Genomic DNA, 25,718 nt, shown 5'->3' on the forward strand with positions numbered 1-25,718 from the left:
GAGCATGAATGCAGGTGAGTAGAAAGCTGGTCGCGGTACTGGTGTCAGCGGCGATTGGGGCTGCCGTGGGTGCCGCGCTGGGCTATGGGCCGCTGCTCAGGTACAAGTCCGTTGGCGTCATCCATATCGAGATGACCACCAGCGAGTACAAGCGGATCGCCGAGCTTGCTAACGATGCCGAGACGCTCAGGCAGTTTGCTTCGGTAGTGCCTCCGAAGGATGTGACCGGCTATGCCGGCGAAAAGCTGATCCGGTCGGTGGTGGCCAATGACTGGCAGACCCCCGTGCCCAAGATCAGCAAGGTGGATTCGCGCGAACTTCCAGACCTGATCATTCAGCTGGAGCAAGAGCGGGTCCGCCAGCGTCAGCGAAAGATGGATCGCACCGATCCCGATACCGAGCGCGAAGAGAAGGTCGTCGTGCCAACGTCATACCTTGGGGTGCGCCTGTCGGCGCTTGGCCCTACGCCAACCGAGGCCGCCGCGATCGCGACCTGGCTTGGCAGTTACTTCAAGGATATCGCCACGCGTGAGGCGGTACGTGACCAGGTATTCCGCTGGGCAGCCCAAAGTCAGGAATTTTCGGAGCGTGCGGCGGAGCGCAAGCTGAAGCTGGAGTTTTCGATCGAGCAGGCGAAGCTGCGCGCCACAGCGCTCAAGCGGGTCGTGGCCGAATATCCGGAAGCGGCGCGCCGCGACAATTCCCAGGTGGTGGAAGTGCGCCGGGATAACGAGAAGTTCATTTCGCCGCTCGCACAGCTCATTGGCGCAGAGTCGGAGATCATCGACTATCAGACGAAGATCAAGGCGCTGGACCGCGAAAACGAACAGCAGGCTTACTTCAGGCAGATGCTGAAGGAAGTCGAAGGGTCGATTGCCGGAGCATCTAGCGGCGCCCAAAGCGTCACAAACCTGGCTGCCGTGATTGCCGCGCGGACGAAGGACGCGAAAACGGATGCGGAGCGCGAGAAGGCGGCCGAATTGTCGGCCGACATTTCGCAAATTACGGCGCGTTTCCAGGCTCAGGCGCAGTTCCTGGCCAAGCCTTCGATTCCGGGTCGCCCGGAGATGCCTTCGCCGCCGCTAGTCATCGTTGCGCTGGCGCTGCTATTTGGCCTCGTCGGGGCCGCGTTCTTCTGGCGTGAGGATGTCATCCGCTTTATCTCGGCGGGCAGCTTCCGCAAGAACTAAAGCGTTTGACAGGCCGCGTCGACAGGCTCGCGTGGCCTCTTTCAGATATCGAGCAGCGAGATCCAGGCCGCGATGACGCGATCCGCCGTGAATGCCGCGGCGGTCTCGCGGGCCCCTGCCGTGATCCGTTGCTGCAACGCCGTCCCGTCGGCGTGGGCCAGGGTGATCAGTGCCTCGGCCAGCGCCCTGGCGTCGCCTACCGGCACAACACACGCATTTTTTTGGTCCCGAAGCAGTTCTTTCGGCCCCGTCTCGCAGTGCGTGGCAATGACCGGCAGTCCGTAGGCCATGGCTTCGAGCAGCACCAGACCGAAACCCTCGTAGCGCGAACTCAGGCAGAACAGCCCGGCCCTTTCGTACTCGCCGCGCACATCCGCCGTGGTCCCGGGGAACGCGACGGAGTCGCCAATGCCCAATTCGACACAGAGGGCCTCCAGCTGTGGGCGGCATTCCCCATCGCCGACAATGCGCAATTGCCAACCGTCCATGGCGGTACGGGATAACGCCCACGCGTGCAGCAGGACGTCGAATCCCTTGGACGGCGTCAGCCGGCCCACGGCCAGCACGGTCCGGTTTTCACGCGTCGCAGCGACGGCCGGAAATGGAAATGGCAGCGTGTTTGGTATAACGACGATGTTGACACGGTCGTGGGGGATGCCCGCCTGCCACGCCGCCTGATCCCGCTCCGTCAGCACCACGACCGCCTCGTCGGTCCGCGCCGCCAACCACCGCGCCACCCGCCGTGCCCGCCGCCCCAAATCCTCGTCAAGATGACAATGCTCCCACGCAATCCGCCGCACACCTAGGCCGAGGGTCGCCGGCAGCGTGAACAGCGTCAGCATCGTATCGACTTCGATCAGCACGTCGACACCGTGCTGGCGAACGAAGCGGCGGATGCCGGCTACCGTGGCGAGGTAGTGGCGCTTGAACGAAGGCCGCGATTCAAACAGCGCGTCGTGCACGACGTCCGGATGCAACGGAAACACGCTGGCGCGATCCCACAGGCTCAGCACAAAGACCCGATACCCGCGCTCCGCCAGCGCATTCGCAACGACCGCAGTCATGCGTTCGGCGCCGGCAAAGGCGTTCAGCGTGCCGGTCAGGAAGCAGACGGTGGGCAGCTTGTTCATGCGGATGCCATTTGCCGGGCGGGGCGGTGCCGCCACCAGAGCACCGCGCCCACCATCACGGCGACGGCGTTGCCCAGCGCATAGCCGGCGATTGCGCCCCAGCTGCCGAGGCGGGGGATCATCACGAGGTCCCACACCAGGATCGTGGCCAGGACCAGCGCCCACTTGATGGCCACCCAGCGCGGTTGGCGCAGGTGGGCGGCCAGCAGGGTCAGCGCGACGTCGGCGAACACCAGCGCGGAAATGATCGCCGCCATGCGCAGCAGCCTGACCGTGGCCTCGAACGCATGGCCATACAGCAGCGCCACGATCCACGGGGCGCACGCGGCAATGGCCAGGCCGCCGGCAAGCCCCAGCCCTGCCAGGCCCAGCGCAATGCGGCCGATGCTGGCGTGGGCATCGTCGAAGCGTTGCCGTGCGTAGACATAGCTTGGCGCGATGCCGGCCGCGAGGATCGTCGCCACCATCGTGAAATTGTCCAGGATCTGCATGCACGCGGCATAGGCACCGAACTCTGCCGCCGGTACGGCGGGCTGCAGTATCAACTGGTCGACGCGGCGCGCGCCCATCATCAGGATGAAGCTGATCCAGAACAGCGTGCCGGCGCCCAGCAGTTCACGCGCCAGCGCCGGTTGCCAACCCGCATCGCCGGCGCCGCCCTGGCGCGAGTAAAAGGCGGCAAGCAGGATGGCAAGCACGATGACTTCTACCGCGAACGCGATAGCATATCCGGCCACGTTCGTGACATGGGCGGCGAACAGCGCGCCAACCAGCGATGCCTTGATGGCCAGCGCGGCCAGACTGAACAGCGTTCCGGGACGATTGTTGGTATGGGCTTGCATCCAGGCCGTGACCACGCCGACAGGCTCGCGCAGCAGGATGGCGATGCCGAGCAGCAGGGCGGCATGCCAGATGTCGGGCAGCGGTGCGGTGATGCCGAGGTACGCACACATCAGTAGGTACCCCACGACGCCCCCGCCCAGACGCAGAACGAACGCGTGCCTCAGCAACTGCCGCTCAGCCGCGGGCGTCGTCGCCGCCACCAGCCGTGGCACGACGACTTCCGCACTGCACACGAGCGCAAACGATGCGGCGATCAGCACGATCGATTGCGCGTACTGGAAGTGCGCGAAACCCTCCGGCCCCAGGGCGCGCGCCAGCATCGCCACCACGCCGATGCCTACGCCCACCTGCAAGCCGCGTTCGGCCAGCATCCAGAGCAGGTTGCCCGCAACGCGTCCTCGCCGCATCAGGCTGCCTCCGCGTGTGGCACGATGGCGGTGCCGGGCAGGCTCGCGTAAAGCGCGAGCCAACGCCGGGCCACGGCTTCAATCGAGAAGGCGGCCAGCACACGGGCGCGGCGGCCGGCTTGCGCTGCGGCCGTTCCCGTGCCCGCACGCAGCGCATCGTTCAACGCCGCAGCCAGCGCATCGACGTTGCCACGCGGCACGATCGTCCCAAGGTCGCCGATTACTTCCGCCACACCCGGCGCGTCGGTCGATACGACCGGGCAGCCGCATGCCAGGGCTTCCACCAGCACCATCGGCAGGCCTTCCACGTCCGAAGACAGCGCGAAGGCGTCCGCGGCGTTCAGCAGGGCGGGGATGTCATTGCGCTGTCCAAGCAGCGTCACGCGGGACGCGATGCCAAGTGACGCCGCAAGTTCCGACAGTTGCTGGCGCAAGACGCCGTTCCCGGCAATCAGCAGATGCGCAGGAATGGCCGGATCGATGCCGGCGAAGGCGCGGATCAGCGTGCCCTGCGCCTTCTCCGGAACCAGCCGGCCGACGTTGAGCAGCAATCGCGCGTCTTCGCCAATGCACAGTTCGGCGCGCGTAGCCAGGCGCGCGGCGGGGTCAGGCCGGAAGCGGTCGGTGTCGATGCCATTGGGCATGACGATGATGCGTGACGCCGGCACGCCGCCCGCTGCGATCATGCCCAGGCGTCCTTCGTCGCTGACATGGGTGGTGAGATCGGCCCAGCGGTCCGTGAGTCGATAGGCGGCCATGCGCAGCCGGCCACCCTCGCGGAAGCTGTGCGCGGTGCACACCAGCGGCGGGCAGGGTGCCATACGTGTCAGCGCCCGCGCGAACAGGTTGGCGTGGATCATATGGGCATGCATGACGTCGGGTCGCCAAGCGCGGACCAGCCCGCGCGCCTGCCAGAGGGCGCGCATCATGCCCGCCGGCGTCTTGCGCATGTTGAGCTCCACCACGTGGGCGCCGGACGGCACGTCGATCTCGTGTCCTGGCGACAGGCTGACGATGGCAACGGCATGGCCCATTGCCAGGAAGGCGCGCGCCAGCGCCACCACCTGATGCTCCGCGCCGCCAACCTTGAGCCCGGTCGTGACCAGCATGATGCGCATCGGCGAGCGCCCCGCAGCCGCGGTCGACGTCATCAACGCGCTCCGTACCCGGTCAGCAGCGTACGGATGGTCTTCACCGCAATCAACAGATCCAGCGCGAACGAGCAGTGCTTGACGTAGTACAGGTCGTAACTGAGCTTGGTCACCGTTTCGGCATGCGTGCCGACATAGCCCTGCTGCACCTGCGCCCAGCCCGACAGGCCCGGCCGCACCAGGTGCCGATAGGGGTAGTAGGCGATGGTCTCCGAGAACTCGTCGACCATCGGCACCTGTTCCGGGCGCGGGCCGATAAAGCTCATGTCGCCGACCAGGACGTTCCACAGTTGCGGGATCTCGTCGAGCCGGTACTTGCGAATGATGCGGCCCACGCGGGTCACGCGCGGGTCCTGGCGTAGCGCAAACTGTGCCGGGGCCTGCTTGTCCACGCCCATGCTGCGGAACTTCAGCATCGTGAACGGCTTGCCGAAAAGACCCACGCGCCGCTGGCGGAACAGCGCGCCGCCCGGCGATTCCAGGCTGACCGCCAGCGCCACGGCCAGGCCGATCGGGATGGCCAGCGGGGCGAGCGCAATCACCGCGACGATGTCGGTCAGCCGCTTTATGTAGTCGAACAGGTAGTGGTCGGCGTAGTCGTCGAAGAAATTCTCGTCGATATGGTCCAGTCCCACGCGTCCCGTCAGCATCTCGCCGATCCGTTCCACGGAGTACATGCGCAGATGGCCAAGCCGGTACTGGGTCAGCAGCCGCGTGCGCGCCGGATCGGCGGTCAGGCCGCGCTCCACCAGGATGCCGTCGCAATGCATGGCTTCCTCGGGCGAACCGATCTGCTCGAAGCGCGTCGTGGCGGGCGGATTGGCGCCGGGCATCGCGATGATGCGGTTCAGGTGCTGCAGGGTCTCCGGGTCCATGTAGCCGAACACCGGCACGTACTTCTGCACGTAGCGCCGATAGCCGAGCCACGTCCACGCCAGCGTGGTGACGTAGCCCACCAGCACCGCGCCCCGGGAGTACTCGATGTGGAAGCCCGCATAGACGATCAGCAGCAGCGCAAACGGCAGGGTCGCGGCCACGCCGACGATGCTGGCGCCTTCCATGGCCGGCAGATGCAGCGCGCGATGCACGAGCAGGAACGCCGCCAGGTACGGCAGCATCGACCACAGCAGCGTGCGCGGGAAGATGTGCGTCACAAAGCCCGCCTGGTGGGCGACCTCGGACAATGCAGCGTTGATGCCGAACAGCACCAGGCCCACGGCGGCCCAGGCAATCATGCGGCTGGCCCGCCGGATCGTTTCCGACCTGGCCGGTGTGGCCTGACCATTGCGGCGTAGCGAACCGGTGTGCACGGTATTCATGATGCCTGGGCGCGTGCGTCGGCCTGGCGGTTGCCCGCCAGCACCTGTTCATAGACCACCCAGGTGGCACGGACCATGGGCTCCAGGCCATACGCCTGTTCCCAGCGCAGGCGGGCGGCTGCACCACCGGCAGCGCGCGCCGGCGCGTCGGCGGCCGCCTGGTGCAGCGCGTGGGCAAAGGCAGCCGGCTCGTTGTCCGCCACCAGCACCCCGTAGCGTCCATCGCCAAGCTGTTCCCGAATGCCCGGCAGGTCGCTGGCGATCACCGGCAGGCCGGCACGCATGGCTTCGAGAATCGAAATGGGGAAACCTTCATGGTCGGAGGCCAGCAGGAATAGCTGCGCGCTGGCAAGCAGGGCGGGGATGTTGTCGATGCTGCCGGCAAAACGCACGCGGCCGGGGGCCAGTTGACCGGCCAGCCGCTCCAGGCTGGCGCGCTGGGGGCCGTCGCCGGCGATGACCAGTTCGCAGTCGGGCAGTTGTGCCGCGGCAAAGGCCCGGATCAGGACGTCCGGACGCTTCGGCGGCGCCAGCCGCATGACCGTCACCACGCGCCGAAGGGCGTCGCCCGGCTGCGCGCGCTCCGCCACGTCGGCAATGCCATTTGGAATCACGCTGATGCGATCGGCGCGGATGGGCAGCTTGCGTGCCATGGCGCGCTCGGCCTCGGCCACGCAGATGACGTGGCTCGTCAGCGGCGCAAGTAGCCATTCGGCCATCCGGGCGACGGTGCGCTGTTTCCATGGCGCTGCCGCCTTGAACGCAAAGCCATGCACCGTATAGACCACGGGTATCCCAAGCAGCTTCCCTGCGACGCGACCCAGCGCGCTGGCCTTGGCGCTGTGTGTATGCAGGATGTCCGGCCTTGCCTCGCGCAGGGCGCGCATCAGTTCGCGCAGGGCCGCCACGGCCTTTAGGGGCGACAGGGCGTTGTCCAGCGCGGCCAGCCGGATGGCGGGAATGCCGAGGCTGCGGGCCAGGTCGAACAGGGGACCATCACCGCCGGCCAGCAATGTGACATCGGCCTGCCCGCGCAGGGCGCGCAGCAGGTCGGCAACATGGCTCTGGGCGCCGCCGGTCTCTGAATTGGTGATGAGACAGGCGATGCGGGGCCGTTCAGTCGGCGTGATCAAGGACAATGGCGGAGTCTCGAACAGGGGGGGTGGCAACGCAGCAATGCGGCGGACGCCCGTCGGCCGTCTCTGATTGGATCGGTTGTCGGAAAAAACGTGCGCGGACAGACCGATGGCAGTCAAAAAGCGCCGAAAAATTCCCCTGAGGGGGCGGCTGAAGGCGATTATAGCGCCTGCGCCACGCGCAATCCGGCACAATACGGCTTTTTGGCGCCCTGCCCGCGCCCCTCCCGAGGCGTCCCGCCACGGGGTGGAATCGCACGATGAACCTTGTCTCCAGGAAGCCACATGCAAATTGATCCCTCGATCTTCAAGGCCTATGACATCCGCGGCATCGTCGGCAAGACGCTGACTCCGGAAGTGGCCCGCTTTATCGGCCTGTCGTTTGGCTCGGCCGCCGTCGAACTTGGCGAGAAAACCGTGGTGGTGGGCCGCGATGGCCGGCTCTCCGGGCCGGATCTGCTGGGCGGGCTGGTCGAAGGCCTGCGCGCCGCCGGGCTGGACGTGATCGATGTCGGCATGGTTGCCACGCCGATGGTGTATTTCGGTACCAATATCGAGCTGGATGGCCGCCGCGCCACGTCCGGCATCATGGTCACGGGCAGCCACAATCCGCCCGACTACAACGGTTTCAAGATGGTGCTGGGCGGCAAGGCCATCTATGGCGATCAGATCCAGGCCCTGCGCCAGCGCATCGATGTGGGCAACTTCACCAAGGGCGGCGGCAGCTACAAGCTGGTGGACGTCCGTCAGCAGTACCTGGACCGCATCATCGGCGACGTCAAGCTGGCGCGTCCGATGAAGATTGCGCTGGATGCCGGCAACGGCGTGGCCGGTGCGTTCGTGGGCGACCTGTTCCGCGGGCTGGGCTGCGAGGTCGTGGAACTGTTCTGCGATGTCGATGGCCATTTCCCGAACCATCACCCCGATCCCGCGCATGTGGAAAACCTGCAGGACCTGATGAAGTGCCTGCGCGAGACCGATTGCGAACTGGGCCTGGCGTTCGATGGTGACGGCGACCGTCTGGGCGTGGTGACCAAGGACGGACAGGTCATCTTCCCGGATCGCCAGCTGATGCTGTTTGCCGAGGAAATCCTGTCGCGCAATCCCGGCCAGCAGGTCATCTACGACGTGAAATGCACGGGCAAGCTGGCGCCGTGGATTCGCCAGCACGGTGGCGAGCCGCTGATGTGGAAGACCGGCCATTCGCTGGTCAAGGCCAAGCTCAAGGAAACGGGCGCGCCAATCGCCGGCGAGATGAGCGGCCACGTGTTCTTCAAGGACCGCTGGTACGGTTTTGACGATGGCCTGTACACGGGCGCACGGCTGCTGGAAATCCTGTCGCGCCACGCCGACCCGAGCGCCGTGCTGAATGCGCTGCCGAACTCGAACTGCACGCCCGAGCTGCAGCTCAAGGTCGCCGAGGGCGAGGCCTTCACGCTGCTCGACAAGATCCGCGCCAACGCGAAGTTCGAGGGCGCGAAGGAAGTGATCACGATCGACGGCGTGCGCGTGGAATATCCGGACGGTTTCGGCCTGGCCCGGCCGTCGAACACCACGCCTGTGGTGGTGATGCGCTTCGAGGCCGACAACGATGCCGCGCTGGCGCGCATCCAGGCCGAATTCAAGCGCGTGATCCTGGCGGAAAAACCGGATGCAAAGCTCCCGTTCTGAGGTCGTGCAGCCGTCGGCCGAGACCCCGCCGCGGCCGCTGGCGGCGGCGGGGGGCTTTGCGCTTCCTGCCCGGCCACGCATCCTGATCGTCAAGGTGTCGTCGCTGGGCGACGTCGTGCACAACATGCCGCTGGTGCATGACCTGCGCGCGCGCTGGCCCGAGGCCGAGATCGACTGGGTGGTGGAAGAGGGCTACGTCGACCTGGTGAAACTGCTGCCCGAGGTGCGCCGCGTGATCCCGTTTGCCTTGCGGCGCTGGCGCAAGCGGTTCTGGCAGGGCGGCACCTGGGCCGAACTGGCCGCGCTGCGCGCGGCCATCCGCGAACAGGCCTACGACGCCGTGCTGGAGACGCAGGGCCTGCTCAAGACCGCCATCGTGGCGCGCACGGCTTCGCGCGCCGCTGGCGCACCGGTGATCGGGCTGGGCAATGCCACGCAGGGTTCGGGCTATGAGCCCGCCGCGCGGCTGTTCTACACGGCGCCGGTCAAGGTGCCCCGGCAGACCCATTCCGTGCGGCGCTCGCGCTTGCTAGGGGCTGCGCTGACGGGAACCACACCGCCGGAGCCGCCGCGCTTCTTCGGACCGGCCGCCAGCACGCTGCATGTCGACGATCCGCTCTGGGCCGGCCTGCCGGCACGCTACGCGGTCTGCTTCCACGCCACGGCAGGCGCGAAAAAACGCTGGCCGGTGGCGAACTGGCATGCGCTGGGGCAGAAGCTGCATGCCGAAGGGCTCGCCGTGCTGCTGCCGTGGGGCAGCGAATCCGAAAGGCGCGACGCCGAGGCGCTGGCCGCCGGCATGCCCGGCGCGCAGGTGCTGCCGCGTTTCTCGGTAATGCAGGGCTTCGGCCTGATCAACCGGGCCGAGGTGGTCATCGGCGTCGATACCGGGCTGGTGCACATCGCCGCGGCGCTGTGCCGGCCGACCGTCGAAATCTATACCGCCACGTGGCGCTGGAAGACCGAAGGCTACTGGTCGGACCGCATCGCCAACGTGGGCGACGACGGCATCGTGCCCGACGTCGATGAGGTTTATGCCGCCGCACGGCGCGTGCGCGGAGTCGCCATCTGATGCTTCGAATCGTTTATACCTTGCTGTGGCTGGTGATCCTGCCACTGGCGCTGCTGCGCCTGACGTGGCGGTCGCGCAAGGAACCGGGCTATCTCCATCACGTGGGCGAACGCCTTGGGCGCTATGACGACCTGCCGTCCGATGGACCGTGGCTGTGGGTCCATGCCGTTTCGGTTGGCGAAACGCGCGCCGCGCAGCCGTTGATCGACGCCTTGCTGGCCGCCTATCCGCAGCACCGGCTGCTGCTCACGCACATGACGCCGACCGGGCGGCAGACCGGCGCGCAGCTTTATGGCAGCAACCCGCGCGTGCAGCAGTGCTACCTGCCCTACGACGTGCCCTACATGGTGCGGCGCTTCCTGGCGTATTTCCGGCCGGATGCCGGGCTGATCATGGAAACAGAGGTCTGGCCGAACCTGGTGCATGTGACCCGGCGCGCCGGCGTGCCGCTGTTCCTGGTCAACGCCCGGCTGTCGCCGCGCAGCTATCGGCGTACCGCGCGCTTCGGCAGTGCGGCGGCTTCGCTCTACAACGATTTCACGATGGTGCTGGCCCAGACGCCCGGCGACGCCGAGCGGTATCGGGCGCTGGGCGTGAAAGCAGTGCAGATCACCGGCAACCTGAAGTTCGACATGCAGCCGCCGGAGGCGGGCATGGCGCGCGGGCAGCAGTTGCGGCGTGCCTTTGGCGGCCGGCAGGTATTGGCGGCCGCCAGCACGCGCGAAGGCGAGGAGCCGCTGATCCTGGAGGCTTTCTCGCGCTGGCCCGGCGAGACGCGTCCCGCGCTGCTGCTGGTGCCGCGCCATCCGCAGCGGTTCGATGAGGTGGCCGCCATGGCCACGCGCGCCGGGTTCTCGGTCCAGCGCCGCAGCGCGCTCGACATCGACCGGGTGGCGGAACCCATCACCGCCGACATCGTGCTCGGCGATTCGATGGGCGAAATGGCGATGTACTACGCGGCATCGGACATCGCCTATATCGGCGGCAGCCTGATCCCGCTGGGCGGGCAGAACCTGATCGAGGCCTGCGCGGCCGGCACGCCGGTGCTGATGGGGCTGCACACCTTCAACTTCGCCCAAGCCACCGAGGATGCCATCGCCGCCGGCGCCTGCCTGCGCGTGGCCAATGCCGACGAACTGATGTCCGCGGCAGCCGGCGTACTGGGCGAGCCAGCGCGCCTGGCGGAGATGCGCGCGAACGCGCTGACGTTCGCGGGGCTGCATCGGGGGGCGACGGCGCGGACGCTTGGGGCGCTGGCGCCAGTATTGCGCTGATTTTCTTTGGCGGAAGACCTATCCGCTACAATTCGCCGTCGGGTTGAATGTGTCATCAATGAAACAATGAAAATGACGGGCAAACTGCGTTCTCGGAAACTGGTAGTTGGGTCTCTCCTGATGGCAATCGCAGGCGTGGTACACGCTGGGGTCAAGCTTGTGGAGATCGCGCCGGCGTCTATCGAACAATCTGGCAGCCGCGTACGCGTGGATCTTGGCAAGGTGTGGTTTGGCAACGTCCAGATCAACGCGCAGGCCCGCAATGCCGGCGTCATCTCGCTGGTCATGAAAGAGAGCAAGGAGCGGAAGCCGTTGCCCAGCAAGGGGCCCGAGCCGATTGGCGTCCGCTACTTCAAGGCCGATCTCGCCTTGCGCGCCGGCACCAACAAGCCGGTATTGCGCGAAAATGACGCACGCCTGATGCCGCCCGAAATTGGCGCGGTCATGCCGTTCCGCTATATCGAGATTGATGGCTGGCAGGGCGCCTTTTCCAAATCGAACCTGGTTATCAAGGCGGCGGTGTCGGATACCTGGCAGGACCGCGGCAAGATGGTGTTTTCCGGTAGCGCAGACGCATACTGGCTCAACCGTATCTGGAACATGTCGTCGCACACCATGGCGGCCACGAGTTTTGCCGACATGTTTGTCGATGGCGACCGCGAGCGCCTTCCGTACGAGGCCGACAGTTTTATCAACCAGCTTGGCTGGTATGCGACCGCCGGCGACCCTTCATTGCCCCGGCAAACATTTGAGTGGCTTATCGATAATCCGAACTGGCCGACGGAATGGCAGTTCCACATGATTTTCATGGCGTGGGCGGACTACATGCAGACGGGGGATATGGATTTTCTCCGCAAGCACTACGACCGGCTGGGGTTCCTCACGATGCATGACCTGATCGGTCAGAACGACCTGATCAGCGCGAAAAATATCACCGAGGCATTCAAGAAGGCATCGCGGCAGAGCTATCCCATGGGCGATATCGTCGACTGGCCGCAAAATCAACGGGACGGTTACGTCATGGGTGACGTGAATGCCGCCACCAATGCCATGGCCTACGGATCTTTCGAGCTCATGGCCAGGATTGCCCAGGAACTCGGCAAACCGGATGACCGGAAACGCTGGCAGGATTATGCGCAACGGATTCGAACCGGCCTCGAACGGCTGAAGCTGGAGAACGGCCTGTACGCTGACAGCCCCGGCACGAAACATACCGCGGCGCACAGCGTCTTTCTACCGCTTGCCTTTGGACTCGTCGACGCGAAGGACAAGGCGCGCCATATCGGCAAGCTGAATGCCGTCATCAATGGCAAGTTCCGAGGCGGGTTCCCGGGTTCGGTCTATACGGCCCCGTATCTGCTCGAGGCGCTGTTTCAGAATGGCCAGGATGATCTGGCCATGGCGCTGATTCTGAACAATTCAGATCGAGGCTGGCGAAACATGCTGACGAAATACGAGGCAACCGTCACGCACGAAGCATGGGACGTGAAGTTCAAGGATAACGAAGACTGGACCCATGCGTGGGGCGCGGCGCCGGCCTACATTTTCCCGCGTTATGTGCTCGGCGTGCAGCAGTCCGAACCTGGCTGGAAACACTGGCGCATTCGACCCTCGAGGGCCCTGAACGCCAGCGTCGAGGCATGGCTGCCAATGCCGCAAGGCACGGCGTACGTCAGGCTCGACAAAAATAGCGGTATGGCGACAGTGCGGGTTCCGCAGGGAACCGTGGCCGATTTCATCGATGGCGGCGAGACGACGGCCCTGCCTGCCGGCGAGCATGTCGTGCGCTGGAAATCGTTCCGCTGACTTTGGCGCGGCAACGGCAGAGACCGCACCTCGCGCCTATTTATCGGTGGCCGCCCCCAGAAACGGACCGATCTGTGACATCACCAGGCGGGCGCCACTGACACTCAGGTGATCGGCATCGAAATACATGGCATTTTTGCCGATCACCGACTTGCAATTGACCGGATCGCACAGAACCATGGCGGGGTCGATGAAGGTCAGATCGTTGCTCCAGGGCAATTGCCTTAGACGGTCGAGTACGTAGCGATTCCGCTGCTGATACCAATGGCGTGTGATGCCGACGTGATCGCTTTCCGCGACCATGCGTGGCATTGCTGCAATCTCTTGTTGTAGCGGCCGGGGAATCTCGGGAACCGGCCCAAGCACGAACACATGCTTGCCGGCCTTGCGCAGGTCATTGATGGTCGACACCAAGTCATTCCAAATCAAATCACGCGACTTCTCCGTATCCAGTCCGTTGAGATGCAACGGCTGGTCCGGGATCTTCGGATATCCGGGCAGATGATCGCCAGTCAAGTGCATGCCGTAGCGGAATGCAATCAGCACGTTTTTAATATTTGGCGATTGTTCGATGCGTTTAACCGCCTCGCGTTGCCATTGCGAGCATCCCGGAGCAGGACTTTCATAGCGTGTTGCGGGTGCACAGGCACTGAAGCTCAAGTGCAGCAGGCCTTGATCGCGAATCGCCAGTGCCTCGGCCAGCGCGTAAGCGGGTTCCACGACATGACTGTCCCCCAGTGCAGCCCAAGTGACGTTGTCCTTGAAGTACGTGCACGCCTCCGACGGACGCTTGTAGTCTTTTCCCGATGTGTGGCATGCGTCCCGCTTCGGACTGAACGCCACGGTTTCGAGCAGTGACTGCCTTGCCGCGTCAAACCGGCCAGGAAAACCTTTGGCCGCGATTGCCGCCACGCCTAAGACGATGACAGTCGCAGCGCCGGCTGACGTCAGCAGGACGATGGGCTTGCGGCCAACGCGCCGGGTATTCCGGAAGTGCGTTTCAACGTAGCGCCACGAGGGGTAGGCAAGGAGAAACGACAATCCCACCAGCAGCCATGGCGAAAAATGTCCGACCGTGAGTTCCGGATAGTGCAAACGCGCGAATGCCAGCACCGGCTGGTGCCATAGGTACGCGCTGTACGACATCAGGCCAATGGCAGTCAGCGCCCTGTTGGAGAGTACGCGTCCCACGATCGTTTGCCCGTTGGCAAAGGCCAGGATGAATGCGGCCCCCACGGTGGGAATCAATGCCGCCGCGCCCGGAAATTGGGCGTCGCGCAAGCCGAAGAGCGCGACGATGACCAGAAGCAGCCCAAGCGTGGACAATGTGCGTTCATGCCGGACTACACAGCGGGGCATGTCGCCTTGTATTTTCAGGCTTGCCACAATTGCGCCAATGAGTAATTCCCAACTGCGCGCGATCGGCGAATAAAATGTACTCTGCGGTGCATGCCGTAGCGCAAATTCCGCATATAAGAGCGATGCAACAGCTAGCGCGATAAATATGAGTACCTGCCGCTGGCGTGAATATCGCCACACCAGGCCCATTATCAGGGGGCAAAGCAGATAGAACTGCTCCTCCACTCCCAGGCTCCAGGTGTGTACCAAGGGCTTTTCGTCGGTGGTTGCGTCGAAATAATTCGTCGTCAGGCCGAAATACAGGTTCGACGAAAATGTGGCAGTCGCCACCATGCTTTTTGCGAATGGCAAAAACTCGCCCGGCGCCATCCATACCCAGGCAAACGGCACGGACGCCAATACCACAAGGAACAATGCCGGCAAAATGCGCCGGGCGCGCCGCTCGTAGAAATCGAGGATGCTGAACGTGCCCCGCGTCCTGGCCTCGATGATCATGTAGGTGACCAGATAACCGCTGATCACGAAGAAAATATCGACACCGGCAAAGCCCCCGCCGATCCACTTGAATCCGGCATGAAACAAGATGACCGAAACCACTGCAATCGCTCGTAACCCGTCGATCTCCGGGCGATATTTGAGGTGCTTTATCTGGTTATTCATATCACCGGTGATTCATGCGGCTGCCAGCGGCGCGCCATGCGGGGGGAAGGGGCGGCCTGAAGGCCCGCGATCATAACACAGTCCCCTCCGTACGAACCCACCTGCGCAAGCCTGTCCAGAGTATGTCAAGGGGGCATAATCTGATCTTTGCGTGGGAAAAAGACGGTGTGCGTCGAACGCTCTACTTTCGGGATTCGAGGGTGTAAATTTGCAGAGTGATTCAACGCATTGGAAGGAGTCCCGATATGTCGCGATATCGTTTTCCGGCGCGCATTGCCATGCTGATTGCATGGAGTGCCACGGCTGTACTGAGCGCCTGCGCCACCGGGCAACCGCCGGACAATCCGTCGGCCACCACAAGCCTCAACGAAACCCGCTCCAGCGGCCCCAGCCGCTGGGAGCTGGTGCGCTGGCAGATGCCGGATGGCACGGTGCGTGACATTCCGCACGGCGACAACGGCGAGCCGATTGTCTTCAATTTCAGCGATGGCATTGATTCGTCGCAGGGCACCGTCAACGGCACCAGCGGCTGCAACCGCTTTACCGGTGGCTATGGCAAGACCGACACCGGCATCCGGTTTGATCGCATCGCGGGTACGCGCATGGCGTGTCCGGGCCCCCGGATGGAAACGGAGTCGGCCTTGCTCAAGGCGATGCAGTCGCCCTTTACGACTGTCGGCACGCAGCCGTCGGCCGGCGCCACAGGCCGCCAGATCATCTGGAAGACGGCCGATGGCGATCTGTTGCAGTTTGTTGAACGGGAAGGCGTAGGCCGACGCGGCGACAAGGTCGACCCTGCAACGGGCGCCGTGCCGGGCCGGGAGAAAACTGTTTATATCGATTCACAACGCGTGGAATGCACCGGTGCCGGCAAGCTGCAGTGCTACCGCTGGCGGGAGTCGCCCGACGCGCCGTGGCAGCTTTGGTACGGACCGATCGAAGGCCTCGATTTCGAACCGGGCGTCACGTACAAGCTGCGGGTGAGGGAATACCAGGTGCCGAATCCTCCGGCGGACGCTGCGGCCATTCGGTGGCAGTTGCTTGGCGTGGAATCCAGAACGCGGGCCAATTAAGTCGATGGGCTAGAATGGCGGGCTGAACTTCCCGCCGAATGTGGCGGGTTTGCCCCTTTTGGTTTCTATGAAAAGCAGTTCGATCCAGCTCTCCCGGGCCGCCGATTCCCTGGTGTTCGCGTTCCCCATCCTGGTGCTATGCGTGCCCCGTGGCGCAGGTGTGTTCCTCGCGGGGGTGGCCTTGCTGGCACTGCTGGGTTGGCGCGAGATGGGTCGGGCATGGCGCCAGCATGCGTCTGTCCTCTGGCCGGTGACTTTGACGGTGCTTGCGTTCCTGGCCGTGTTTCTGGTGTCGAAGCTGATCCACCAGACCCCTTGGGATGTCATCGACAATCCTTCGCGCATACTGCTTGCGGTCCTGGCCTGCTGGGTGGTGGTTCGTGCGTCGCCGGATCCCGCGTGGCTGTGGCGCGGCATTACCGTAGCCCTTGTTCTGGCGCTGCTCCTGGTGACATACCAGAAGCTCGTGCTAGGGGAGCCACGTCCGTCGGCCTGGATTCAGGCGATTGCGTTTGCCAATATGGTGGCCGCCTTGTCGCTGGTCGGCTTCGCTCGGCCGGGGCAGACCCGTGCGGCGCATGCACAAGCCTGGCTGGACGTCGTCTGCGGCGCTGCCATCCTGGTGCTCAACGGCACACGGGGTGGCATGGTGGCATTGCTTGTGGCGCTGGTGCCAATGCTGATGGTCCGTTACCGGCGCGTGGGCGTCAGGATGTTCCTGGCCGCGCTTGGCGGAACGGCCATTCTGGCAGTGGGCGCCTATCTGATACCCGGCAGCCCTGTGGTCAGCCGGGTAGACCAGGCGATCACGGAGATTCATGCGTTTGGGCAAGGCAACTACGAGACCTCGGTGGGCGTGCGGCTCAAGATCTGGGAAATCGGCGGAGGGTACTTCGCGGAGCATCCGTTGACAGGCGCAGGCGTCGGGCAGTTCGCCCGGATTCTGCACGCCACGCCGTACTGCCATGAACATCCCGAGTCGACAGTCTGTATCCTCGAGCATGCGCACAACGATATCGTCGAGGTGGCGGCGACGACGGGCATATTTGGATTTGCCGCATTCCTCGCGCTGTTCTTTGTGCCCGCAGCCTTGTTCTGGCGTGCCATGCAACAAAGCCGCCCCGGGTGCGCCGAGGAAGGGGTGAGCCTTGGCGGTGCCGGTCTGGGGGTTGTGTTGGCGACGCTGATCTGCGGCCTGACGCAAGTCACGATGGCCCACCAGGCCAACGTGGTGTTTTATGCAGGGCTTATCGGCCTGCTGTTGGGGATGGCGAGCCGCGCATCGCGCGTCGAGCACGCGGCAGAGAACGGTGCGAAGCCCGGCCGGGCCACGGCGGTAAGCTCGGTCGCCTGAACTAGCGGCTTGCCCGTGGCCGCAATCAGCTCCGTGGCCGCAATCAGCTCCGTGGCGCGTTCGGCGCCACTACGTTCTCGCGGCGTCCCCCGGTTCCACGTCCTTGCGCCGCCCCCGACACTGCCCCCACTCGCGCCTTCCCCGGCACCTTATACATCGCCCCCGGCAGCTGCGTCAGCAGCGTGTTGATCTGCACCACATCGTCCTCCGACAGCGTGCCGGTGGACGCCTTCAGGCGCATGCCGTTCATGATGGTGTCATAGCGGGCCTTGGACAGGTCGCGCCGCGTGGAAAACAGCTGCGCTTCGGCGTTGAGCACGTCGATATTGATGCGCACCCCGACCTCGTAGCCCAGCTGGTTCGATTCCACGGCGCTCTGCGCCGAGCGTTCCGCTGCCTCCAGGGCCTTGACCTGGGCCAGGCCGTTGAAGACGCCGGAGTACGTCTGGCGCGCCTGTTGCGCGGCGGTGCGGCGGGCGAATTCCAGATCGCTCGCGGCCTTGTCCGCCAGCGCCAGGGTTTCGCGCACGCGCGACTGGATCTGGCCGCCGGTGAAGATCGGGATATTCAGTTGCACGCCGACCACGCCGGAGTTGTAGCGGCTGCCGACGTTGCTGAGCTGGGTGGCCGTGCCCTGGGCGTTGGTGTAGCCGTAGGACGCCACCAGATCCACCGAAGGCAGGTGGCCCGCCTTGGCCTTGTTGGTCTCGCGCTGGGCGGTTTCCAGGTTGTAGCCGGCCAGTCCCACCTGCGGATTGGTCTGCTCGGCCTGCGATGCCCACGCGTTCACATCGGGCGGCTGAGGCCCAGGGATCTGGGCTTCGGGCCGCAGCCCCATGAGTTCGTCCACGGGTTTGCCGGTGATCTGCTGCAGCGTGGCGCGGGTCACCTCCAGCGCGCTCTGGGCGGCGATTTCGGTCGACGTGGCCAGGTCGTAGCGGGCCTGCGCGTCATTGGCGTCGGTGATCGTGGCCGTGCCCACTTCGAAGTTGCGCTTGGCCTGTTCCAGTTGCTCACCGATGGCTTTTTTCTGTGCGCCGGCCAGGTAGAGGTTGTCCTGCGCGGCCAGCACGTCGAAGTAGGCCTGCGACGCACGCGTGATCAGGTCCAGCTGGGCCTGCTGGAACGTGACTTCCCCCGCCAGCGACGCCAGTTCGCCCTGCTTGTAGGTTTCCCAGCGGTCCCAGCGGAACAGCGGCTGCGTCAATTGCAACGCCCAGGTGTTGGCGTTGAAGTAGCGCGTGGTATCCACCGGCGAGCTGTAGTCCGCCATGGTCCGCTGCGCGCCCGCCGTGCCCGCAATCTGGGGCAGCAGGCCGGCGCGGCCCTGGGGCAGCTTCTCGCGCGTGGCCAGCAATTGCGAGCGGGCACTGGCGAACTGGGCGTCGTTGGCTTGCGCGTCGCGGTACACCTGCAGCAGGTCGGCGGCCAGTGCGGACGGCATGGGCAGCCAGGCGAGCAGGGCAGCCGCGAGCACCAGGGGTTTCCTGGCCGCAACGGACACGGCGGAAAGCGCAAAACTCATGACATCTCCAGCTCGGCCAGCGGCACGCGCGGCCAACGATCGATAGGTTGCGACGGGTGGTACTGCCAGGGACGGGGTACTTCGGATATTGCGGATGCTGCGGGTACGGCCGGGATGCTGCGCGGTGGCACGGCCCCGGCGTGCTGCCGGGGCCGGTTCCGGATCAATACTGCGGAGCGGACGGATCGACCTGGGTCGACCAGGCGTGGATGCCGCCGGTCAGGTTCCAGACCTTGGCATAGCCCTGGCGCTCCAGAAAGCTGGCCACCTGCATGCTGCGCGCGCCGTGGTGGCAGATGCAGACAATCTCGGCGTCCTCGTCGATGTCGTTCAGACGGGCCGGGATCTGGCCCATCGGGATATGTGTGATGCCGGGCATTGCGGCGGTGCGCACTTCCAGATCCTCGCGCACATCCAGCAACACCGGCTTGGCGCGGCCGGCATCAGCCAGCCATTGCGCCAGTTCGGGGGCGGTAATTACCTGCATGGCCGGCTCCGGTTCAGAACTTGAAGCGCGACGGCTGTGCCGCGCCTTGCAGCGGCTTGGCCAGCGTCTCGAACACGTTCACCATCTGGTACTCGGTCTCCGACACGCGCGTGATGATGCGGGCTTCCATGACGGGTGCCGTGCCGATGATGGCGGCGATACGGCCACCGACCTGGACCTGCGACAGGATCGACTGCGGCAGTTCCGGCAGCGAGCCGGAGATGCAGATGACGTCGTACGGCGCGGCCACGGCCCAGCCGTCGGCGGCATTGCCTTCGGCCACTTCCACATTGGTCACGCCGGCATTGGCCAGGTTCTGGCGAGCCAGTGCCACCAGTTCCGGACGGATGTCGACGGTCACCACGTGGCGGCCGCGGGCCGCCAGCAGCGCGGCCATGTAGCCCGAACCTGCGCCGATTTCCAGCACGTTCTCGTGCTTGCGCACGTTCAGGTCCTGCAGGACGCGGGCTTCCACGCGCGGGGGCATCATGTTCTCGCCGCCCGGCAGCGGAATCTCCATGTCGACGAAAGCCAGCGCGGCGTAGGCCTGCGGCACGAACTGCTCACGCTTGACCACGGCCAGCAGGTCCAGGATTTCCTGGTCCAGCACGTCCCATGGGCGGATTTGCTGTTCGATCATGTTGAATCGGGCTTTTTCGAGATCCATCTTGCCTTTCCTTCCAGATGCTTGCGGGGTTGCGCCGCCGGCCGGGCTGTTCGCCCCGCCGTCCGCGCTGTTGTATCGATCAGTGCCGGATTTGCCTTGTCCCGTCGGGCGCCAGAGCCGCCGCATGCCGGGATGTTACGCAAAAGCCCGCTATTTTACCCCCGCCAACCGGGCTGGCATGTTTACAAACGGTTAGCGTTGCGCCGTGGCACGCGGGGCCGTGCGCGGCATGGGGTGTCTTCATGTCCGGACGGCCGCCCGGGTGTCATTCCGGGAATCTGGCTCGGACGCCGCCGCCGCGCGCTCGGCCATCAGTTCGTCACGAATCCGCTCCCAGACATAAGGCCCTTGCTGGGCGGGCAGCGGGGTATCGCGCGCCGGGCCCGTGGTCAGGCCGAACAGCAGCATATGTAGCAGCTGATCCAGGAAGGCATTGGGGTCGATAGCCGGCACATTGACCTGGCTGAAGGCGCTGCGCCAGAGCATCAGGAACACCAGCGGCGCGCACAGCAGCGTGGTCGCGGGATTGGCTGGCACCTGGCGGAACTCGCCGCGTGCCACCCCGCGCGCCAGCACGCGGGCAAACAGCGCGTCGCCGGGCCCCATGACTTCGTCCTGGTAGAACTGGGCGATATCGGGGAAATTGCCCGATTCGGCAATGATCAGCTTGGTCAGGCCGGCCACCGGCGTAGCGCCGATCAGGCCCCACCACCCCAGCAGCAGTTCGCGCAGCAGTTCGGGGGTGGACCCTTCGTAGGTGTCCACCAGATCGGTGCCCTTGGCCAGCGCGGGCACCATGTTTTCGCGGACCACTGTCTTGAACAGTTCTTCCTTGTTCGCGAAATACAGGTAGACCGTGCCCTTCGACACGCCGGCCGCCGCCGCCACGTCTTCCAGCCGGGTCGCGGCGTAGCCGCGTTCCACGAACAGTGTCAACGCGGCGGCCACCAGCTCTTGCGGGCGCGCGGCCTTGCGGCGGCTCCAGCGGCGGGTGTCGGGGTCTTTCTTGGGCAGGGCAGGGCTCACGGGACAGGCGCCAAAGCGATCCATGCGGGATGCATCGCAGTATTAATAACTTGTCGGTCAGTAATGTAGAGGACCGGAATTGCGGGGTCAAGCCGCGTGCGACGAATGGTATAAGTGACGCATGATACGCAAGTTGCTCTTTGTTGCAGGTCTCGCGGATCGGGTCAGGCACAATGCCGGCTTGGTACCGCGCATCGGCGGCACCCCTGTATTGTCGGCATCTGCCGCTGAACCTTCACCATGTCCTGCCAGTCTGAACCCACCTGCCGTGCCGGCTGCGGCGCTTGCTGCATCGCGCCGTCCATCACGTCGCCCCTGCCAGGCATGCCGCATGGCAAGCCGGCCGGCCAGCGGTGCGCGCAACTGATGGCGGACATGCGGTGTGCGGTGTTCGGACAGCCGCAGCGGCCGGCATTCTGCGGCGGACTTCGCCCGTCGGCCGAAATGTGCGGGGATTCCCGCGAATCGGCCATGATCTGGCTGACGCGGCTCGAGCAGGCGACGGCGCCGGCCGCAGCGGTGCGCTGACCCTACTGTTTGATGGAGAGGCATGCATGATTGCGATGACGCGCCGGCGCTGGCTGGCGGCCACGGGGGCAGCCGCGCTGGTGGCCACGGGCTGGCTGGCGGGCTGCAGCGTATTCCGTAGCGAGTACACATTCTCGCAAAGCCAGCTGCAGGACGCGCTGGCGAAGAAATTCCCGTTCAACAAGCGGTATATGGAGGTGTTCGATATCCAGCTTGCCAACCCGCAGCTGGCGCTCGACGCCACCCGTAATCGCGTGCTGGTCAGCTTCGATGCCACGATCGACAACCGGCTGTTTTTCCGCCAGCCGCTGATGGGCCGCTTCGCGCTGGACAGCGCGCTGCGCTATGACCCTCCAAGTCATTCGCTGGTGCTGCAGGACCCCGAGGTCAAGCAGTTCGACGTGCAGGGGTTGCCGGGCCAGTTCGCACGCCAGTTGAATGCACTGGGCGGTATCCTGTCCGAGCAGTTGCTGCAGGGCTATCCGCTCTATACGTTCAAGCCGGAGCAGTTGCGGCTGGCCGGCACTAGCGTGGAGCCCGGTACAATCACGGTCCTGCCTGACGGTATCAACGTCAAGATTAATCGGCCGTAAATTCATAGCAACAATAATGCGATGCCTTCGGGCATCGCTGGCGGACCAGCCGCCATTCGCGCCTACTTTTTGAGTCCACATGGATATTGCACTCGCCCTCAAGGCCGTGATTCTCGGCATCGTCGAAGGACTGACCGAATTTCTTCCCATCTCGAGCACCGGCCACCTGATTCTTGCCGGACAACTGCTGGACTTCAATGACGAAAAAGGCAAGATCTTCGAGATCGTGATCCAGTTCGGCGCGATCCTGGCGGTGTGCTGGGAATTCCGCCGGCGCATCGGCGCCGCGCTGGGCGGGCTGGTCTCTGACCCCCGGCAGCAACGTTTTGCGATCAACGTGATTGTTGCCACGGTGCCGGCCATCGTGCTGGCGCTGGTGTTCGGCAAATGGATCAAGGCCCATCTGTTCAATCCGATTACCGTGGCGTTGGCGTTTATCGTCGGTGGTGTGGTGATTCTCTGGGCGGAATGGCGCGAGGGGCGGCGCGGTACCGTGTCGCATCCGCAAGGCAATGCGCTGCTGGAAGCGGCCAAGGCCGGCGCGCCGCGCATCGAGTCCATCGACGACCTGACCTGGCGCGACGCCTTGAAGGTGGGTCTGGCCCAGTGTTTTGCCCTGGTGCCCGGCACCTCGCGCTCGGGCGCGACGATTATCGGCGGCATGCTGTTCGGCCTGTCGCGTCAGGTGGCCACCGAGTTCTCGTTCTTCCTGGCGATCCCGGTCATTTTCGGCGCCACGGTCTACGAACTGTACAAGGCGCGCGCGGTGCTGTCGGCCGACGACCTGGGCATTTTCGGCATCGGCTTCGTATTCGCGTTCCTGTCGGCGTTCCTGTGCGTACGATGGCTGCTGCGATTCGTGGCCACGCACGATTTCAAGCCATTTGCCTGGTATCGGATTGCCTTCGGGATTATCGTGCTGCTGACCGCCTGGACGGGTATGGTGTCCTGGCACGCCTGATTTGCGACGCAAACGCAAATTGGCGACAGCATGAAAAAAGGGGCCTCGGGCCCCTTTCTTATTTCTTGCGGAATACCACGTCCCAAACGCCGTGGCCTAGTCGCACGCCGCGTTTTTCGAACTTGGTCACGGGCCGGTAAGCGGGGCGTTCCGAAAATCCGCCCGCGGTCGTCGACGTGTTTTCCAGCGTCGGTTCGCCGCTTAGAACTTCCACCATCTGGTGGGCGTATTCTTCCCAGTCCGTCGCGCAGTGGAAATAGCCACCGGGCTTCAGGCGGCTGGCCAGCACCTTGACCAGTGGCGGCTGGACCAGGCGGCGCTTGTTATGGCGCTTCTTGTGCCAGGGATCGGGAAAGAAGATATGCACGCCGTCCAGCGACTGCTCGGTCAGCATGTGCGCGATGACTTCCACCGCGTCGTGGTTCATGATCCGCACATTCTGCAGATCGTTCTCGCCAATCAGCTTCAGCAGCGCACCGACGCCGGGCTCATGGACTTCGCAGCCCAGGAAATTGTCCTGCGGGCGCAGTTTGGCAATATGCGCCGTCGTTTCGCCCATGCCGAAGCCAATTTCAAGAATCGACGGTGCCTCGCGCCCGAACGTGGCCGTCCAGTCCAGTGGTTCGCCTTGATACGGCACGATGAACTTCGGACCGAGGTCGTCGATGGCGCGCTGCTGGCCGGTGGACGTGCGCCCGGCACGCCTGACAAACGAGCGGATACGGCGCGGATGCGCGACCTCGTCACCCGGGTTGGCAGGGGTGGCGTCTGCAGGTTGTCCGCTGGCGCCGTCGGCGTCGTCGCCCGGCAGCGTGTCGGTGTTCGTGTCTTGGGGAAGCATGGCAACAAAAAACCGCCGGGCGGATCGCCGGTCATCCATTGACCGGGTGCCAGAGGCGGCTTGTCAGATCTGGGAAGTGGAGCGGGCGATGGGAATCGAACCCACGTCTTTAGCTTGGGAAGCTAAGGTAATAGCCATTATACGACGCCCGCCATGGCTTACTGGGGGCGGATTGTAGCATGGTTGTGCGGCGGAACTCGCCCGGTGGCGACGCCGCCCCAACCGGCGCACAATACCCGATCCCCACACGAGATGCCCCCCGCCCGTGCCCCCCGTTCCTGCCCAACGATTCAATTCCGAGCTGTTGCCGCGCATTGTCGAGCGTGTGCAGCGCCTGTCCCGTGGCACCTTGCATGCGGAAATCCAGTCGCCGGCCGCCTCCGACCTGCCCGCCTGCCTGCGCGTCTGGGCCCAGTCCAGGCCGAACGGCGGCCGCTATGCCTATCCGATCGACATCACGCTGTCGTGGGACAGTTTCGAGGTCGATCGCCTGTTCGCCTCGGGCGGTGTCGAGCGCTTCGACGCGTATCTGGATGCCTTGCCGGCCAAGCTCGATGCCTGGCAGGAACCCCGGCAGATCGACTTCAACTCGCGCACGCAGGCCGAGGCCACGGTGCTGATCGGCGGCCTCGATTTCGAGCATCTGGTGCGATAAGCGCCGTGTGAGCGCGGCCGACGGCTATCGGACGGTCAGCCGGCACGTGGCGGTGTCTTCCGCCCCGCCCGGTATCCATCGCAATCCCTGCCCATGGTGGATGGCATTTGGCAGGCCAAGCCAAGGCTCGACACAGTAGAAGTCGGAATCGTCGCGCTCGGTCCAGGTGGTCACGGCGTACCAGGGCGCCGTGTTGGCGGCATCGAGTCCGATTTCGATGGTACGCGTCGGGAGTTCGACGCAGACAGACCTGGCATCGCCATTCCCGCGGGCTTGCAGCACATGGAAGGTGTCCTGCAGCCGCGCGTCGTCCAGGCGATAGGCGGGCTCGCCCGGCTCGGGCGCCGTCAGGCCGCCATCGGCCCGCTGCCGTACGCGGGACGCCGGTGGCATGACGATGCGGCTCCGCGCGCGGGCGGGATGGGGCAGGGCGAAGTAGAAGTGATGACCAGCGTCATACGGCAACGGGGGCAGCGCGGCGTCGCCAGTATTGCGCGTGCGCAGCGTGACCTCGATGCCATCCGGCACCAGCCGATAGGTGGCCGTGAATACGAATTCATACGGATAGCCGGGCCGGGTCTGGGCCGAAGATGCCAGTGACAGGCTGACCGCGTCCGCCGACAGTTCGGAGACGGCAAACGGCAGGTCACGGGCAAAGCCATGCTGGGGCAGTGCGTGGATCGTGCCCGCACTGTCGCGCCAGCGGCCCGCTTCGCCGTCGACAAAATGCCGGCCGATAAACGGAAATAGCAGCGGATTGCCGCCACGTATCTTGGCGACGCGGGTCCAGTCGGCATCGTCCGGCCAGTACAGGATGTCCTGCCCGCGATGCACCCAGCGCACAAGCCGCCCCCCGTGCGCGGGCGCCAGCAGCAGGTAGTGGTCGTCGTGGCCGACCCGGAGCAGGTCCTGGCCCTGGAATCGCTGAGTCATGGTCATCGTCGGCATCCGTGGCGCGTCGAAAACCGCAAGCGTAGCGCATGTGGGCCG

The 25,718-nt window shown here is 64.9% G+C and carries 23 protein-coding genes and 1 tRNA gene; 11 read left to right on the forward strand and 13 right to left on the reverse strand.

The genetic code is table 11. The annotated features are described in order from the left end of the window. Positions 1-8: 8 nt before the first annotated feature. Positions 9-1,190 carry a hypothetical protein gene (locus AC24R4_RS20650; RefSeq protein ID WP_487523540.1) on the forward strand — a complete coding sequence of 394 codons (1,182 nt, stop codon included), beginning with the start codon at positions 9-11 and terminating at the stop codon, positions 1,188-1,190. Between the two features lie 41 nt (positions 1,191-1,231). Here the strand turns inward: AC24R4_RS20650 and AC24R4_RS20655 are convergent, their stop codons facing one another. From AC24R4_RS20655 to AC24R4_RS20675, 5 genes are read right to left on the reverse strand one after another with little or no spacing between them, the layout of a single operon-like run. Next, positions 1,232-2,320: a glycosyltransferase family 4 protein gene (locus AC24R4_RS20655; protein ID WP_487523541.1), complete on the reverse strand. Its 1,089-nt coding sequence runs from the start codon at positions 2,318-2,320 to the stop codon at positions 1,232-1,234. After that, the gene (locus tag AC24R4_RS20660) at positions 2,317-3,570 is read right to left on the reverse strand and encodes a lipopolysaccharide biosynthesis protein (RefSeq protein WP_487523542.1); all 1,254 of its coding nucleotides are present in this window, start codon (positions 3,568-3,570) and stop codon (positions 2,317-2,319) included. Before AC24R4_RS20660 ends, AC24R4_RS20655 begins: the two co-directional genes overlap by 4 nt. Next, positions 3,570-4,721, reverse strand: a complete 1,152-nt coding sequence (locus AC24R4_RS20665) for a glycosyltransferase (protein WP_487523543.1) — start codon at positions 4,719-4,721, stop codon at positions 3,570-3,572. The genes AC24R4_RS20660 and AC24R4_RS20665 overlap by 1 nt, the downstream gene beginning before the upstream one ends. After that, a complete protein-coding gene (locus AC24R4_RS20670) occupies positions 4,721-6,040 on the reverse strand; it encodes an exopolysaccharide biosynthesis polyprenyl glycosylphosphotransferase (protein WP_487523544.1) in 1,320 nt (439 codons plus the stop codon). Before AC24R4_RS20670 ends, AC24R4_RS20665 begins: the two co-directional genes overlap by 1 nt. After that, the gene (locus tag AC24R4_RS20675; protein WP_487523545.1) at positions 6,037-7,173 is read right to left on the reverse strand and encodes a glycosyltransferase family 4 protein; all 1,137 of its coding nucleotides are present in this window, start codon (positions 7,171-7,173) and stop codon (positions 6,037-6,039) included. The genes AC24R4_RS20670 and AC24R4_RS20675 overlap by 4 nt, the downstream gene beginning before the upstream one ends. A 288-nt stretch (positions 7,174-7,461) precedes the next feature. Between AC24R4_RS20675 and AC24R4_RS20680 the strand changes: the two genes are divergently transcribed. From AC24R4_RS20680 to AC24R4_RS20695, 4 genes are all read left to right on the forward strand, one after another. Further along, complete coding sequence (locus AC24R4_RS20680) at positions 7,462-8,847, forward strand: phosphomannomutase/phosphoglucomutase (RefSeq protein ID WP_400395754.1); 1,386 nt, start codon at positions 7,462-7,464, stop codon at positions 8,845-8,847. Next, on the forward strand, positions 8,828-9,919 hold the full coding sequence (gene waaC / locus AC24R4_RS20685; RefSeq protein ID WP_400395752.1) for a lipopolysaccharide heptosyltransferase I: 1,092 nt from the start codon (positions 8,828-8,830) through the stop codon (positions 9,917-9,919). The genes AC24R4_RS20680 and waaC overlap by 20 nt, the downstream gene beginning before the upstream one ends. Then, entirely contained in the window at positions 9,919-11,193 is a 1,275-nt protein-coding gene (gene waaA, locus AC24R4_RS20690) for a lipid IV(A) 3-deoxy-D-manno-octulosonic acid transferase (protein ID WP_400395750.1), read from the forward strand. The genes waaC and waaA overlap by 1 nt, the downstream gene beginning before the upstream one ends. Positions 11,194-11,313: 120 nt before the next feature. Beyond that, a complete protein-coding gene (locus tag AC24R4_RS20695; RefSeq protein ID WP_487523546.1) occupies positions 11,314-12,999 on the forward strand; it encodes an alpha-L-rhamnosidase-related protein in 1,686 nt (561 codons plus the stop codon). A 36-nt stretch (positions 13,000-13,035) separates the two neighbouring features. Here the strand turns inward: AC24R4_RS20695 and AC24R4_RS20700 are convergent, their stop codons facing one another. Then, positions 13,036-15,018, reverse strand: coding sequence for an acyltransferase family protein (locus AC24R4_RS20700; RefSeq protein ID WP_487523547.1), 1,983 nt, complete (start codon positions 15,016-15,018; stop codon positions 13,036-13,038). 278 nt (positions 15,019-15,296) lie between these two features. Here AC24R4_RS20700 and AC24R4_RS20705 point away from each other — a divergent pair, with 278 nt between their 5' ends. Both AC24R4_RS20705 and AC24R4_RS20710 read left to right on the forward strand, forming a co-directional pair. Further along, a complete protein-coding gene (locus AC24R4_RS20705; protein WP_487523971.1) occupies positions 15,297-16,091 on the forward strand; it encodes an META and DUF4377 domain-containing protein in 795 nt (264 codons plus the stop codon). A gap of 67 nt (positions 16,092-16,158) precedes the next feature. Next, complete coding sequence (locus AC24R4_RS20710) at positions 16,159-17,445, forward strand: O-antigen ligase family protein (protein WP_487523548.1); 1,287 nt, start codon at positions 16,159-16,161, stop codon at positions 17,443-17,445. Between the two features lie 43 nt (positions 17,446-17,488). On the opposite strand, the gene AC24R4_RS20715 is transcribed toward AC24R4_RS20710, so the two are convergent. The 4 genes from AC24R4_RS20715 to AC24R4_RS20730 all read right to left on the reverse strand — a co-directional run bounded on the left by AC24R4_RS20715 (position 17,489) and on the right by AC24R4_RS20730 (position 21,150). Further along, positions 17,489-18,970: a TolC family outer membrane protein gene (locus tag AC24R4_RS20715; RefSeq protein ID WP_487523549.1), complete on the reverse strand. Its 1,482-nt coding sequence runs from the start codon at positions 18,968-18,970 to the stop codon at positions 17,489-17,491. Between the two features lie 163 nt (positions 18,971-19,133). After that, on the reverse strand, positions 19,134-19,457 hold the full coding sequence (locus AC24R4_RS20720) for a rhodanese-like domain-containing protein (RefSeq protein ID WP_400394546.1): 324 nt from the start codon (positions 19,455-19,457) through the stop codon (positions 19,134-19,136). 13 nt (positions 19,458-19,470) lie between these two features. Continuing rightward, the gene (locus tag AC24R4_RS20725; RefSeq protein ID WP_400394545.1) at positions 19,471-20,124 is read right to left on the reverse strand and encodes a protein-L-isoaspartate O-methyltransferase family protein; all 654 of its coding nucleotides are present in this window, start codon (positions 20,122-20,124) and stop codon (positions 19,471-19,473) included. A 240-nt stretch (positions 20,125-20,364) separates the two neighbouring features. Then, complete coding sequence (locus AC24R4_RS20730; RefSeq protein WP_400394543.1) at positions 20,365-21,150, reverse strand: TetR/AcrR family transcriptional regulator; 786 nt, start codon at positions 21,148-21,150, stop codon at positions 20,365-20,367. A gap of 240 nt (positions 21,151-21,390) precedes the next feature. Between AC24R4_RS20730 and AC24R4_RS20735 the strand changes: the two genes are divergently transcribed. From AC24R4_RS20735 to AC24R4_RS20745, 3 genes are all read left to right on the forward strand, one after another. Continuing rightward, a complete protein-coding gene (locus AC24R4_RS20735; protein ID WP_400394541.1) occupies positions 21,391-21,678 on the forward strand; it encodes a YkgJ family cysteine cluster protein in 288 nt (95 codons plus the stop codon). Positions 21,679-21,704: 26 nt separating this feature from the next. Next, positions 21,705-22,271 (forward strand): DUF1439 domain-containing protein, encoded by a 567-nt coding sequence (locus tag AC24R4_RS20740; protein ID WP_400394540.1) that lies wholly within the window; start codon positions 21,705-21,707, stop codon positions 22,269-22,271. Between the two features lie 79 nt (positions 22,272-22,350). Continuing rightward, entirely contained in the window at positions 22,351-23,232 is an 882-nt protein-coding gene (locus AC24R4_RS20745) for an undecaprenyl-diphosphate phosphatase (RefSeq protein ID WP_400394538.1), read from the forward strand. A gap of 58 nt (positions 23,233-23,290) precedes the next feature. Here AC24R4_RS20745 and trmB read toward each other — a convergent pair whose 3' ends face one another. Next, positions 23,291-24,073: a tRNA (guanosine(46)-N7)-methyltransferase TrmB gene (gene trmB / locus AC24R4_RS20750; protein ID WP_400394536.1), complete on the reverse strand. Its 783-nt coding sequence runs from the start codon at positions 24,071-24,073 to the stop codon at positions 23,291-23,293. A 77-nt stretch (positions 24,074-24,150) separates the two neighbouring features. Then, a tRNA-Gly gene (locus AC24R4_RS20755) sits at positions 24,151-24,225 on the reverse strand. A 113-nt stretch (positions 24,226-24,338) separates the two neighbouring features. Here AC24R4_RS20755 and AC24R4_RS20760 point away from each other — a divergent pair. After that, positions 24,339-24,728: a DUF5594 family protein gene (locus AC24R4_RS20760; RefSeq protein ID WP_487523550.1), complete on the forward strand. Its 390-nt coding sequence runs from the start codon at positions 24,339-24,341 to the stop codon at positions 24,726-24,728. A gap of 24 nt (positions 24,729-24,752) precedes the next feature. On the opposite strand, the gene AC24R4_RS20765 is transcribed toward AC24R4_RS20760, so the two are convergent. Next, entirely contained in the window at positions 24,753-25,676 is a 924-nt protein-coding gene (locus AC24R4_RS20765) for an aldose epimerase family protein (RefSeq protein WP_487523551.1), read from the reverse strand. Positions 25,677-25,718 lie beyond the last annotated feature (42 nt).

It is taken from the genome of Cupriavidus sp. CER-90, assembly GCF_057652055.1.

What these genes read in the sequence shown, in the direction of transcription:
- AC24R4_RS20650 (WP_487523540.1), top strand. Translation starts at nt 9, where the DNA reads ATGCAGGTGAGTAGAAAGCTGGTCGCGGTACTGGTGTCAGCGGCGATT.
- AC24R4_RS20655 (WP_487523541.1), bottom strand. Translation starts at nt 2,320, where the DNA reads ATGAACAAGCTGCCCACCGTCTGCTTCCTGACCGGCACGCTGAACGCC.
- AC24R4_RS20660 (WP_487523542.1), bottom strand. Translation starts at nt 3,570, where the DNA reads ATGCGGCGAGGACGCGTTGCGGGCAACCTGCTCTGGATGCTGGCCGAA.
- AC24R4_RS20665 (WP_487523543.1), bottom strand. Translation starts at nt 4,721, where the DNA reads ATGACGTCGACCGCGGCTGCGGGGCGCTCGCCGATGCGCATCATGCTG.
- AC24R4_RS20670 (WP_487523544.1), bottom strand. Translation starts at nt 6,040, where the DNA reads ATGAATACCGTGCACACCGGTTCGCTACGCCGCAATGGTCAGGCCACA.
- AC24R4_RS20680 (WP_400395754.1), top strand. Translation starts at nt 7,462, where the DNA reads ATGCAAATTGATCCCTCGATCTTCAAGGCCTATGACATCCGCGGCATC.
- waaC (WP_400395752.1), top strand. Translation starts at nt 8,828, where the DNA reads ATGCAAAGCTCCCGTTCTGAGGTCGTGCAGCCGTCGGCCGAGACCCCG.
- waaA (WP_400395750.1), top strand. Translation starts at nt 9,919, where the DNA reads ATGCTTCGAATCGTTTATACCTTGCTGTGGCTGGTGATCCTGCCACTG.
- AC24R4_RS20695 (WP_487523546.1), top strand. Translation starts at nt 11,314, where the DNA reads ATGGCAATCGCAGGCGTGGTACACGCTGGGGTCAAGCTTGTGGAGATC.
- AC24R4_RS20700 (WP_487523547.1), bottom strand. Translation starts at nt 15,018, where the DNA reads ATGAATAACCAGATAAAGCACCTCAAATATCGCCCGGAGATCGACGGG.
- AC24R4_RS20705 (WP_487523971.1), top strand. Translation starts at nt 15,297, where the DNA reads ATGCTGATTGCATGGAGTGCCACGGCTGTACTGAGCGCCTGCGCCACC.
- AC24R4_RS20710 (WP_487523548.1), top strand. Translation starts at nt 16,159, where the DNA reads ATGAAAAGCAGTTCGATCCAGCTCTCCCGGGCCGCCGATTCCCTGGTG.
- AC24R4_RS20715 (WP_487523549.1), bottom strand. Translation starts at nt 18,970, where the DNA reads ATGAGTTTTGCGCTTTCCGCCGTGTCCGTTGCGGCCAGGAAACCCCTG.
- AC24R4_RS20720 (WP_400394546.1), bottom strand. Translation starts at nt 19,457, where the DNA reads ATGCAGGTAATTACCGCCCCCGAACTGGCGCAATGGCTGGCTGATGCC.
- AC24R4_RS20725 (WP_400394545.1), bottom strand. Translation starts at nt 20,124, where the DNA reads ATGGATCTCGAAAAAGCCCGATTCAACATGATCGAACAGCAAATCCGC.
- AC24R4_RS20735 (WP_400394541.1), top strand. Translation starts at nt 21,391, where the DNA reads ATGTCCTGCCAGTCTGAACCCACCTGCCGTGCCGGCTGCGGCGCTTGC.
- AC24R4_RS20740 (WP_400394540.1), top strand. Translation starts at nt 21,705, where the DNA reads ATGATTGCGATGACGCGCCGGCGCTGGCTGGCGGCCACGGGGGCAGCC.
- AC24R4_RS20745 (WP_400394538.1), top strand. Translation starts at nt 22,351, where the DNA reads ATGGATATTGCACTCGCCCTCAAGGCCGTGATTCTCGGCATCGTCGAA.
- trmB (WP_400394536.1), bottom strand. Translation starts at nt 24,073, where the DNA reads ATGCTTCCCCAAGACACGAACACCGACACGCTGCCGGGCGACGACGCC.
- AC24R4_RS20765 (WP_487523551.1), bottom strand. Translation starts at nt 25,676, where the DNA reads ATGCCGACGATGACCATGACTCAGCGATTCCAGGGCCAGGACCTGCTC.